The organism is Mycobacterium sp. NGS48 (genome assembly GCF_059812585.1).
The window spans coordinates 308,867-322,196 of record NZ_JCALCY010000003.1; the positions used below are offsets into that span (position 1 = coordinate 308,867).

Genomic DNA, 13,330 nt, shown 5'->3' on the forward strand with positions numbered 1-13,330 from the left:
ATGCTCAACTACGGCACGCAACCAGACATACTGGGCCCACTGACCGCTGCTCAGCGGGCGATATGGGCCGCCCAGCAGCTCCGCACTGAAGTCCCCTACAACTTTGCCGCGTTTGTGACGATCGATCACGATGTCGACGCCGAGAGGCTCGCGGGTGCGTGCGAAGCGGCGGCGACGCGGTTCGGCACGCCCTGCGCCCGCCTGTCGCTCGTCGACGGTGAACCGGTGTTCATGGTTGATCGCACCCTCGCGCAGACCGAGCTCTTGCGCTGCGTCGACTTGCGCGGCGAGCCTGATCCCGAAGGCGCCGCCAGCGACTGGATGAACAGCGATTACCGCGAACCAATTGACATGGTTCGTGACCGACTTACGAACTTCGCGCTGCTACGGATCACCGACAATCTCTCGTACTTTTACGTGCGTACCCACCACGTTCTTTGCGATGGGTATGGCGGCAACAATTTCATCCAGCACATCGCAGCCGTGTACTCGGGGTCGGTCGCCGACACCGCTGACGTCGACTTCTCCGAGTTTGCCCTGATTCGTGACGCCGACCAGAAGTATCAGCAGTCTTCGCGCAGTCAAGCCGATGCCGAGTACTGGAAGACGGTTGTCCAGGGGCCCTTGGACGTCACCGACCTGACCGGGACGCGAAGATCTGTGCCACCACGCCACCCGCTGGTACGCGAACTGCGGTGCACACATCGGCGTCCGGAGAACCGGGATCATCAATTCGATGTCGCAAGGGCTGTCGCGGCAGTGGCGGTATTCATCGCGAAAACCACCGGACGCCAGGATGTCTCGATGTCGTTGCCGGTTTCGGCGCGCACCACCGCGGCGCTGAAGCGTTGTGCCGGCATGGTATCCAACCTGGTGCCGCTGCTCATCAGCGTCGAGGAAGACGACACCATTGGCGACGTAACCGATCAGGTCGCCAAGTCCTTGGTCGGTGCACTGCGTCATCAACAGTTCCGGCGTTGGCCCGATCTCATTGCCGATACGACCCGTGCCGACGTGAACGTCGAGTTCGGGCCGGTGATTAATGTGATGGACTTCGCTTCACAGCTTCGGTTCGGGTCTTCGGAAACGAACTACGACGTGTTGACCACGTTCCCTGTCCAAGACATTGCGGTCAACATCTATCCGGGACTGGGTGACGGCACGCCGCGAATTCAGTTCGCGTGGAATCCTGACCGATACACGCAAGACCACATCGACAGGCACATCAGACGTTTGGAATCGCTCTTCGACCGCCTGTTGACGGCGGATAAGTCGGCGGCGGTCGCAAGTATGCCGTTGCTGGATGCCGGTGAGCGTGATCTGTTGCTATCGGAGTGGTCTGGCGCTGGTGTGGAGGCGCCGGTGGGGGTGGTGTCGCAGTTGTTGGTCGCGGCGGTGGCCGCCGATCCGGACGCGGTGGCGGTCATCGACGGTGCACGCAGCTTGTCGTATCGCGACCTTGATGAGTGGTCGACGCGGTTGGCGCGGGTGCTGATCGAGGCGGGGGTGGGCCCAGAGCGCGCGGTGGGCGTAGCGATGGGCCGGTGTGCGGAGTTGGTGGTGGCGTGGTGGGCAGTGATTAAGGCTGGCGGAGCATATGTGCCGGTGGATCCCGTCCACCCCGTCGAGCGCATCGCCACCGTGCTGGACGCGGTGGGGGCGGTGTGCGTATTAGCTTGTGGTGCTGACGATGTGGCCGGGGTGGGTGCGCGGCCGGTGTTGCGCATCGACGGTCTGGACCTGTCGGAGCGCTGCGCCGATCCGATTGCCGACGACGATCGGCTGGCGCCGTTAGGGGTGGATGACACCGCGTATGTGATCTTTACGTCAGGGTCCACCGGCGTGCCCAAGGGGGTGGCGGTCAGCCACGCCGGCCTACTGGGGGTGGCCGCGGCGCAACGGGAGTTGTTCGGATTGGGCGCGGATGCACGGGTTTTGGCAGTGGCCGCGCCGACTTTTGATGCGTCGGTGTTCGAGTTGATGTTGGCGGCGGGGCCGGGGGCGGCGCTCGTGGTAGCGCCGCCGGAAACGTATGCCGGTGAAGTGCTGACCGGGTTGTTGGCGGACCAGCAGGTCAGCGCTGCCGTGCTGACGCCGTCGGTGCTCTCGTCGCTGGATGCGGCACGGCTCGGCGGATTGGACACGCTGCTCACCGCGGGGGAGGCCTGCCCGGAGGAGTTGGTAACGGCCTGGGCCCCGGGCCGGTGCATGTTCAACGGCTACGGCCCCACCGAGGCCACAATCTGGTCCACGTGTAGTGCGCCGCTGGCGGCGGGGCAGCCGGTGAGCATCGGTGCACCGATCCCCGGGGTATGCGCACTGGTGCTCGACGCGCAGCTGAACCCGGCTCCGATCGGGGTGGTGGGTGAGTTGTATCTGTGCGGGCCGGCGCTGGCGCACGGCTATGTAGGCCGGGTGGCGTTGACCGCGGAACGGTTCGTGGCAAATCCCTTTGGGAGTTACTTGGGGGCCACCGGTGCGCGCGCCTACCGCACCGGGGACCTGGTGTGCTGGGGCGTTGACGGGCAGCTGCGTTACATGGGGCGCGCTGATGAGCAGGTCAAGATCCGCGGGTCTCGCATCGAACTCGGGGAAGTTCAAACGGCTTTGAGTGCGCTGGACGGCGTCCAGCAGGCGGTAGCGGTCGCCCGTGAGGACCGCCCCGGCGACAAGCGCCTGGTCGGTTATGTCACTGGCGCAGCCGATCCGGCCGGGATACGCACCCAACTGGCCGACCGGCTCCCTGCCTACATGATTCCCGCGGCGGTAGTGGTGCTGGATGCTCTACCGTTGACGCCCAACGGAAAACTCGACACCCGCGCCCTGCCGGCACCCGAACACACCGCCGGTGAGTATCGACCGCCGGGCAACGCGGTTGAGGAGATTTTGGCCGGCATCTACGCCGAGGTATTGGCCCTGGAACGAGTCGGCGTCGACGACTCATTCTTCGAACTGGGCGGGGACAGCATCTCGTCGATGCAGGTGGTGGCGCGCGCCCGCGCGGCGGGCCTGATCTGTCGGCCGCGCGATGTTTTCGTCGAACAGACCGTGGCCCGGTTGGCCGTGGTGGCCGCGGTGTCCGACGGTGAGGTTGGCCCGATCGATGAGGGCATCGGGGACGTGGAGGCCACTCCGATCATCCGTTGGCTGGAAAGCGTCGATGGCCCGGTCGAGCAGTTCAACCAGACGATGGTGCTGCAGGCCCCCGCCGGGGCCGACGAGGCCGACGTGCTGATTGTGTTGCAGGCCTTGCTGGATCGCCATGCCACGTTGCGGCTGCGTGTCGACCACGACGAGGCAGGTGACTGGTCGTTGACGGTGCCTGAAGCGGGGTCGGTGGATGCTCGCGGGTGCCTGCAGTCAAAGCAGGAGTTGTCGGACGCGGCACTGATCGAGGCGCGGTCGCGGTTGAACCCGACCGCCGGGGTGATGGTCGGCGCGCTGTGGGTGGCCCCGGCAAACCAGCTGGTGTTGGTCGTTCACCACTTAGCCGTCGATGCGGTGTCGTGGTGGATTCTGCTGGAGGACCTCAACACCGCTTGGGCTCAGCAGCACAGCGGGCAGCCAGTGGTGTTGCCGGCCACCGGCACCTCGTTTGCCCGGTGGGCATCGCTGTTGGCCGAGCACGCGCAACGCCCGAATGTCGTAAACCAGGCGGACGCCTGGAAGCAGGTGGCGGCGACCACCACTGCACTGCCGGCCGTGCGGCCCGGAACCGACACGTATGCCAATGCCGGTCATCTGTCGGTATCGCTTGACGCCGCGACCACCCGTATGTTGCTCGGAGAGGTACCTGCTGCGTTTCACGCCGGGATACACGACGTTCTGTTGACCGCACTTGGTTTGGCGGTCGTCGAGTTCGTGGGCAACGGCAGCGCCCCAATCGGTATCGACGTCGAGGGCCACGGTCGTCACGAGGAGTTGGACGCCGATATCGACCTATCGCACACGGTGGGGTGGTTCACCACTAAATACCCGGTGTCGTTGAATCTCGGGAGGCTGTCCTGGGCACAGGTGGTTGCCGGTGAGGCGGCGCTGGGGCCGGTGCTCAAGGACGCCAAAGAGCAGTTCCGGGCGCTCCCGCACCCGCTGACCTATGGGGCGCTGCGGTATCTCAACACTGATGTCAGCCTGGCCGAGTCCGACCCGCCAATCGGATTCAACTATCTGGGGCGCCTGGGTATCCCGGCAACCGATGCGGCTGATGGCGTTTGGCGGCTCGGGCAGGACAGCTTGTCGGTCACCGGCGCCGCCGCGGCAGTACCCATACCGTTGGCACACACCGTGGAGCTCAACGCCGTCACTGTCGACACCGAGGCCGGGCCGCACCTGCATGCCAATTGGACCTGGGCCGCCTCGGCGCTCGATGAAGCACAGATCAGCCGGCTGAGCCGGTTGTGGTTCGAGGCTCTGACCGGTATCTGCGCGCATGTGCGATCTGGTGGTGGCGGGCTGACACCTTCTGATATCGCGCCGGCCCGGCTCAGCCAGCAGCAGATCGACGAGCTGCAGCGGCACCATGAGATCGCCGACATTTTGCCGTTGACGCCCCTGCAGCAGGGGCTGCTCTTCCACACCAGCACCGCGCAGGCGAGCGACGACATGTATGCCGTACAGCTGGATTTCACCGTGACCGGCCCCCTTGACTCCCGCCGGCTCCGCGATGCGATGCACACGGTGGTCAACCGCCATCCACATCTGGCGGCCCGATTTTGCCAACAGTTCGACGAGCCGGTGCAAGTCATCCCGGCCGATCCGGTCGTCGAGTGGCGGTATGTAGATTTCGGTGTCGGCGCTGTTGACAACGACGCCGACCCGGACGAGCTGATCGAGCAACTGTGCGCCGCCGAACGTGCCGCGGTCTGCGACCTGGCCGACCAGCCGGCTTTTCGGGTTGCGTTGATCCGCACCGCAACAGACCGGCACCGGTTGGTGCTGACCAATCACCACATCGTGCTCGACGGCTGGTCGCTGCCGATCCTGCTGCGGGAATTGTTCGCCAGCTATTACGGGCAGCCGCTGCCCGCCGCCGGGTCCTACCGGACGTTCCTGACCTGGCTGGCCGATCGAGACCTCGATACCGCGCGCGCCGCTTGGCGTGAGGTGCTGGCCGGCTTTGAAACCCCCACTCTGGTCGGCCCGAAGGATCGGTTGAGCCTGGGGCGCCGAGGCTTTGACCGAGGCTCTGCATCGTTCCGGGTGCCCGAGCACACCACGCAGGCGCTCAGTGGTTTGGCGCGCTCGTCCCACACCACCGTCAGCACCGTGTTGCAGGGCGCCTGGGCGCTGCTCCTGACCTCGCTGACCGGGCAGCGTGATGTCGTCTTCGGTACCCCACGCTCTCGGGTAGGTCAGCTGGAAGTGGCCGGCGCGGAGTCGATGGTGGGCCTGTTGATCAACACGGTGCCGGTGCGGGCAAGTATCACAGCGGCAACCACCGCCGCAGACCTCCTGCGCCAGCTGCAGAACACCCACAACGACACGCTCGAGCACCAACACTTGGCGCTCAGCGAGATACATCGCGCTACGGGTCACGAAACACTGTTCGACACCCTTTTCGTGTACGAAAACTATCCGATCGACGCCGACGTCCCGTTGGGCGCCGACGGATTGGTCATCACCGGGTTCACCAACCGCGAATACAACCACTACCCCCTGACAGTCGAAGCGCTGCCGGGCCGCGAACTGGGCCTCCACGTCGAATACGACACCACCGTGTTCGACCCGACCGGCATCGAGGCGCTCGTCGAGCGATTGCGGCGAGTGCTGGCAGCGATGACAACCGATCCCACCCGGCGCCTGTCCTCGGTGGATCTGCTCGACGCCAGCGAACGAGATCTGTTGCTGTCGAAGTGGTCTGGTGCCGGCGTGACAGCGCCAGTGAATGTGGCGCCGCAGTTGTTGGCGGCGGCGGTGGCCGCCGACCCGGGCGCGGCGGCGGTCATCGACGGTGACCGGCGGCTGACGTATCGCGAACTCGATGTGTGGTCGACGCGGTTGGCGCGGGTGCTGATCGAGGCGGGGGTGGGCCCTGAGCGCGCGGTGGGCGTGGCGATGGACCGGCGTGTGGAGTTGGTGGTGGCGTGGTGGGCGGTGGTCAAGGCCGGTGGGGTGTATGTGCCGCTGGATCGGGCCCATCCGGTCGAGCGGATCGCTGCGGTGTTGGATGCGGCAGGTGCAGTGTGCGTATTAACCTGCGGCGCCGACGATCTGACTGCCGCCGGGCCGCGGCCGGTGCTGCGCATCGACAGCCTGGACCTTCGCGGGCGCAGCGCGGATTCGATTACCGACGCTGATCGGCTGGCGCCGTTACACGTGGACAACACCGCGTATGTGATCTTCACGTCGGGTTCTACCGGTGTGCCCAAGGGGGTGGTGGTCGGCCACGCCGGTCTATTGGGTTGGGCTGCGGCGCAATGCGAGAAGTCCCAGTTTGGTGACGATGCACGGGTGTTGATGGTGGCCGCGCCGACCTTCGACGCGTCGATCGGCGAGATGTTGTGGGCGGCGGGATCCGGCGCCGCAGTCGTAGTGGCACCGCCAGGCGTATATGCCGGCGAGGCACTGACCGCACTGCTCCAGGAGCAGCAGGTCGACGCGGCGTTTTTGACTCCGTCGGTATTGTCGTCGCTGGACCGCGCCCGGCTGGACGGGCTGGGCACGCTGATGGCCGGCGGGGAGGCCTGCCCGGCAGAGTTGGTGGGCGCCTGGGCGCCGGGCCGGCGCATGCTCAATGTCTACGGCCCCACCGAAACCACCATCTGGGTCACCGCCAGCGCGCCGCTGTCGCCGGACCAACCGATCAGCATCGGTACCCCACTTCCCGGCGTCCACGCGCTGGTGCTCGATGCCTGGTTGAAGCCGGCCCCAGTGGGGGTGGTCGGTGAGCTCTATCTGGGCGGGCCTGTGCTGGCGCACGGCTATGTGGGCCGGGTCGAGTTGACCGCCGAGCGGTTCGTCGCAAATCCCTTCGGGGCGGCCGGGTCTCGGATGTACCGCACTGGTGACCTGGTGCGCTGGACCTCCGCTGGCGCTCTGGACTGCCTGGGCCGCGCCGACACCCAGATCAAACTACGCGGGCAGCGCATCGAACTGGGTGAAATCGAGAACACCTTGCTGACCTGCCCGCAGGTGGCCCAGGCCGCTGTCACCGTGCGCGAAGGCGAGAGCGGCGCACACCTGGTGGCCTACCTCATTCTCGATCCCGCCGCCACCGCTGACCACGACGTCGAGGTCGTCGACGAGTGGCAACACCTGTATGACGAGTTGTACGCCGCTGAACTGGAGGAGCCGGAATTCGGCATGGATTTCCGGGGCTGGAACAGCAGCTACACCGGCGATCCGATTCCGCTCGAGGAAATGGCGGAGTGGCGTTCGGCCACCGTGGACCGGATCCGCGGGTTGAGTCCAGAGCGGGTGTTGGAGATCGGGGTCGGTTCGGGGCTGTTACTGACGCAGGTGGCCCCGACGTGTGCCGAGTATTGGGCCACCGACTTCTCCGCGCCAACCATCAAGACACTGCAAGAACAGGTGGCCGGGCAGTCATGGGGCGACCGGGTGCGGTTGCGGGTGCAGCCGGCGGATGTAACAGATGGGTTGCCAGAGGGGCATTTCGATGTCGTGGTGCTGAACTCGGTGGTCCAGTACTTCCCGAGCGCGGGCTATCTGCTCGATGTGCTGGCAGCCGCGATGCGATTGCTGGCGTCGGGCGGGGCGGTGTTCATCGGCGATGTGCGCAACCATAGCTTGCAAGGCGCGTTTCAAACCGCGATCGCGCTGGCCCGCACGGACAGCGCCGACGCCGCCGAGATCCGCCAACGAGTCCAGCACGCACTACGTGGTGAACCCGAATTACTGTTGGCGCCAGAGTTTTTCACCACATGGGCCGCTGACCACTCGTCGGTGGCCGGCGTTGACGTGCAAGTCAAACGCGGATGGGCCGACAATGAGCTGACCCGGTATCGCTACGACGTCGTCGCCTACAAGGTCCCCGCCCCGGTGCACTCATTGGCCACCGCGGTCTCATGGGCCTGGGCCCAGTGCACCGACCTGTCCGGTCTGCAAGCCAGGTTGGCGGCTCAGCGCCCGGCCACTGTTCGCGTCACCGGTATCCCGCGCACCGGAGTGATCGCCGATGTCCATCTCGACGCCACCTTATCCGCCGGGCAATCGTTGGGCGACGCCCTGGCCCAAGCTCCCGCCGACGCAGCTGTCCCGGAGGAACTGCATCGCCTCGGTGAAGCCAGCGGATACCACGTCGCGGTGACCTGGGACGCCCAACCGGGCACCCTGGACGCGGTTTTCATTGCCGCGGTCGGCCCGCACCGCGCGATCACCCCACCCCTGACCGACGTGTACCTGCCGCCCGTCGGGGCTGCGCAACGCGTTACCTACGCCAACGATCCACAGACCAACACCAAAGTCAGCGCGGTCCGCCGGCGGTTGAGCGCGTGGTTGCCCGAATACATGGTGCCGCAGCACATTCTGGTGCTCGAGGAGTTCCCGTTGACCTCCTCGGGCAAGCTCGACCGAAAAGCCCTGCCGGCACCCGAGTATCAGGACGCCGATCGTTACCGCGCCCCGGTCGGTGCGGTCGAGGAGATTCTGGCCGGCATCTACGCGCAGGTACTGGGACTGGAACGCGTTGGCGCGAATGACTCATTCTTCGATCTGGGCGGCGATTCACTCTCGGCGATGCGGTTGATTGCCGCGGTCAACTCCACGCTGGACACCGACCTTTCGGTGCGCGTTTTGTTCGAGGCGCCAACGGTGGCCGAGTTGGCACCCCGGATCGGCGGAGACGCAGGACGGTTGGAGCCGCTGGTAGCCGGCGAGCGGCCCGCGGTGATTCCGTTGTCCTTTGCCCAAAGTCGGTTGTGGTTCATCGACCAGTTGCAGGGGCCCTCACCGACCTACAACATCGCGGTGGCATTGCGGCTGCGCGGACACCTTGATGCCGAGGCCTTGCGTGCTGCCCTGGGCGACGTAGTGGCTCGTCACGAAAGCCTCCGCACATTGTTTGCGGCACCCGAAGGGATCCCTCAGCAGGTGGTCATGCCGGCCGAGCAGGCTGGATTCGGTTGCGAGATCGTCGATGCGGCCGGATGGCCGGAAAGCCGGCTGAGTAAGGCCATCGGTGCGGCGGCACGTTACTCATTTGACTTGGGAACCGAGATCCCTTTGCGGGCACCGCTGTTTCGGGTCTCAGAGGACGAACACGTGTTGGTGGCGGTGGTGCACCACATCGCCGCGGATGGCTGGTCGATCAGGCCGCTGGCCCGTGATCTTGCGGTGGCTTATGCCAGCCGGTGCGAAGGTCAAGCCCCGGACTGCGAGCCGTTGGCCGTGCAGTACGTCGATTACACCTTGTGGCAGCGCACGCAGTTCGGCGATCTCGACGACAGCGACAGCCCGATCGCCGCGCAGGTGGCCTACTGGGAGAAAGCTTTGGCCGGCATGCCTGAGCGCTTGCAGCTGCCCACCGACCGGCCCTACCCGCCAGTGGCCGACCACCGTGGCGCCCGAGTAGCCATCGACTGGCCGGCCGAGCTGCAGCAACAGGTTCGCCGAGTGGCCCGCGAACACAACTCCACCAGTTTCATGGTGGTCCAGGCCGCCTTTGCCGCGCTGCTGTCGACCATCACCGGTAGCAGCGATGTGGCGGTGGGCTTCCCGATCGCCGGGCGCCGCCTCCCGGTGCTCGACGAGCTGGTGGGCTTTTTCGTCAATACCCTGGTGTTGCGCGTCGACGTGTCCGGTGACCCCACCTTCGCCGAACTGCTGGCGCAGGTGCGGCGGCGCAGCCTGGCGGCCTACGAGCACCAAGATGTGCCCTTCGAGGTCCTGGTGGAGCGACTCAATCCGCCTCGGAGCCTCACCCATCACCCGCTGATCCAGGTGGTGTTGGGCTGGCAGAACTTCCAGGACCATGACCCCGCTGCCGGACTGGCGTTGGGAGATGTGCACGTCATGCCGGTGTCCGTCGATACCCAAACCGCCCGAATGGATCTGGCGTTTTCGATGTCAGAACGTTGGAGCGAGGCCGGGGTGCCCGCCGGGATCGGCGGGGAAGTGGAATTTCGGACCGACGTGTTCGACGCCGCCGGCATCGGAGCGCTCGTCGGGCGGCTGGAGCGGATGTTGGTGGCGATGACCGCCGACCCCGCGCAGCGGGTTTCGTCGGTGAGCGTGCTCGATGAGCGCGAGCATGCCCGGCTGGACAACTGGGGTAACCGGGCGGTCTTGAACCAGCCGGCAAACATGGTGACGGTACCGGCACTGTTCGCCGCGCAGGTGACCCGCACCCCCGACGCGGCAGCGGTGACCTTCGAGGGCCGGTCACTGACCTACCGGGAGCTTGACGAGGCGGCTAACCGGTTGGCGCACCGGCTGGCTGCGCATGGCGCAGGCCCGGGTACCGTTGTGGCGCTGCTGTTTTCCCGCTCCGCCGAGGCGATCACGGCGATCTTGGCGGTGCTCAAGAGCGGGGCGGCCTATCTGCCGATCGACCCTGCGCTGCCGTCGGCGCGCATCGGCTTCATGCTCACCGACGCCGAGCCGATCGCCGCGGTCACCACAACGGATCTGGTCGACCGGCTCGACGGCCACGACCTCGTCGTGGTCGACATCAACGACCCCGCTGTCGCCGCCCAGCCCGGCACTGGATTGCCGATGCCCGCGCCGGACGACATGGCTCACCTCATCTACACCTCGGGCACCACCGGTGTGCCCAAGGGCGTGGCCGTCACTCACCACAACGTCACTCAGCTGTTCGACTCTCTGGACGCCGGCGTGCAATTGGCGCCGGGACAAGTCTGGACACAGTTCCATTCCTATGCGTTCGACTTCTCGGTGTGGGAGATCTGGGGAGCGCTGCTGCACGGCGGGCGGCTGGTGGTAGTGCCCGACGTGGTGGCGCGTTCACCGCACGACTTCCACGCCTTATTAACTGGCGAACACGTCAGCGTGCTCACCCAGACCCCTTCGGCATTGGGGGTACTCTCACCCGAAGGGCTGGAGTCGGTGGCGTTGGTGGTCGGCGCTGAGCCGTGCCCGCCCGAGTTGGTCGACCGGTGGGCGACCGGACGGCTGATGGTCAACGTCTACGGTCCGACCGAGACGACAATGTGGGCGTCGAAGAGCACTCCGTTGGCCCCGGGGACGGGGGCCCCGCCGGTCGGTTCGCCGGTGACGGGTGCAGCCTTTTTCGTGCTGGATGCTTGGTTGCGGCCAGTGCCGGCGGGTGTGGTCGGAGAGTTGTATCTGGCCGGTCGTGGTGTGGCGGTTGGGTATTGGCGGCGCCCCGGGTTAGCGGCATCGCGGTTTGTGGCCTGCCCGTTCGGCGGTGCCGGGATGCGCATGTATCGCACCGGGGATCTGGTGTGTTGGGGTCCCGATGGGCAGCTGCGCTACTTGGGCCGCGCCGACGAGCAGGTCAAAATCCGCGGGTACCGCATCGAGCTCGGCGAGGTGCGATCGGCCCTGTCCGGGCTACCCGGGGTCGAGCAGGCGGTGGTGATCGCCCGCGAAGACAGGCCCGGCGACAACCAGTTGGTCGGTTACATGACCGGGACAGCCGATCCCGCGGAGGCACGCGCCGCGCTGGCCAAGCGGCTACCGGCCTACATGGTGCCGTCGGCGGTGGTCGTGCTGGATGCCCTGCCCATCACGGTCAACGGCAAACTGGATACCCGCGCGCTACCCGCACCGGAGTACCAGGACACCGGTCAGTACCGCGCGCCGGCGAGCCCCACGGAGGAGATCCTGGCCGGCATCTACGCCGAGCTACTCGGAATCGAGCGGGTCGGGGCCGACGACTCGTTCTTCGAACTGGGTGGGGATTCGCTGTCGACGATGCGCCTGATCGCGGCGATCAATACCGCGCTGGACGCCGATCTTTCGGTGCGCACCGTCTTCGAAGCGCCCACAGTCGCCCAATTGGCGCCGCATATCGGTCAGGGCGCGGGTCGGCTGGAGCCCATGGCGGCTGGTGAGCGACCGGCGGCAATTCCGTTGTCGTTCGCCCAGAGTCGGTTGTGGTTCATCGACCAGTTGCAAGGCCCGTCACCGATTTACAACATCGCGGCCGCGTTGCGCCTGCGCGGGCCGCTGGATGTCGATGCGCTGCGGGCGGCGTTGGCCGACGTCGTCGAGCGCCACGAAAGCCTGCGCACCCTGTTTCCGGCGCCGCACGGAACACCTGAGCAAGTGGTCATCCCCATTGAACGGGTTCACACTGGCTGTGACGTCGTTGACGCCACCGGATGGTCGGCAATCCGGCTGGATCAGGCCGTTGACGCGGCAGCACGCCACACGTTCGACTTGGCCACTGAAATCCCGTTGCAGGCACGGCTTTTCCGCATCGCCGAGGGCGAGCACGTGCTGCTGATGGTGGTGCACCATATCGCCGCGGACGGCTGGTCACTGAGGCCACTGGCCGGCGATTTGGGGGTGGCCTATGCCAGCCGCTGCGCCGGGCGCGCCCCCGGGTGGGCGGCGTTGGCGGTGCAGTATGTCGATTACACGCTGTGGCAGCGCAGTTGGCTTGGCGAACTCGACGACAATCACAGCCGCGTCGCCGCGGAGCTCGAGTTCTGGACACAGGCGCTGGCCGGCATGCCCGAACGCCTCGACCTGCCCACCGATCGGCCTTACCCGCCGGTCGCGGATCATCAGGGCGCCACCGTGGCCGTGGATTGGCCGGTGGAGCTGCAGCAGCAGGTTCGGCGGGTGGCGCGCGAGCACAACGCGACCACCTTCATGGTGATGCAGGCGGCGCTGACGGTACTGCTCTCCAAGCTCAGCGCCAGTTCTGATGTGGCGGTGGGCTTTCCGATCGCCGGGCGCCGTGACCGCGCGCTCGACGAGCTGATCGGCTTTTTCGTCAACACCTTGGTGCTGCGGATCGATCTGACCGGTGATCCCAGCTTTGCCGAGCTGCTGGACCAGGTGCGGACGCGCAGCCTGGCAGCCTACGAGCATCAAGACGTGCCCTTTGAAGTACTGGTGGAGCGGCTCAACCCCGCCCGAAGCCTGACCCATCACCCCCTGGTCCAGGTGATGTTGGCCTGGCAGAACCTCCCGTGGCAAGACGATGACCCCGCCGCAGGGCTGACGTTGGGCGACCTGGAAGTCACGCCGCTGCCGGTGGAGAGCCACACCGCCCGCATGGATCTGGTCTTTGCACTGGCCGAACGATGGAGCCCAGCCGGTGAGCCCGCCGGAATCGGCGGCAAAGTGGAATTTCGCACCGACGTGTTCGACGCGGACAGCATCCAGGCGGTCATCGAGCGGTTGCAGCGGGTGCTGATGGCCGCGGCGGCCGATCCGA

Annotated in this window: 1 protein-coding gene (only partly in view); it reads left to right on the forward strand. The window is 66.3% G+C overall.

What is annotated here, in order from left to right:
- Nucleotides 1–13,330, forward strand: partial view of a non-ribosomal peptide synthase/polyketide synthase gene (locus tag AC5Y42_RS08465; protein WP_499897270.1) — the 5' portion only. It continues 17,846 nt past the right edge of the window; 13,330 of the gene's 31,176 nt are visible here — the first part of the coding sequence; it begins with the start codon at nt 1–3; its stop codon lies beyond the right edge, outside the window.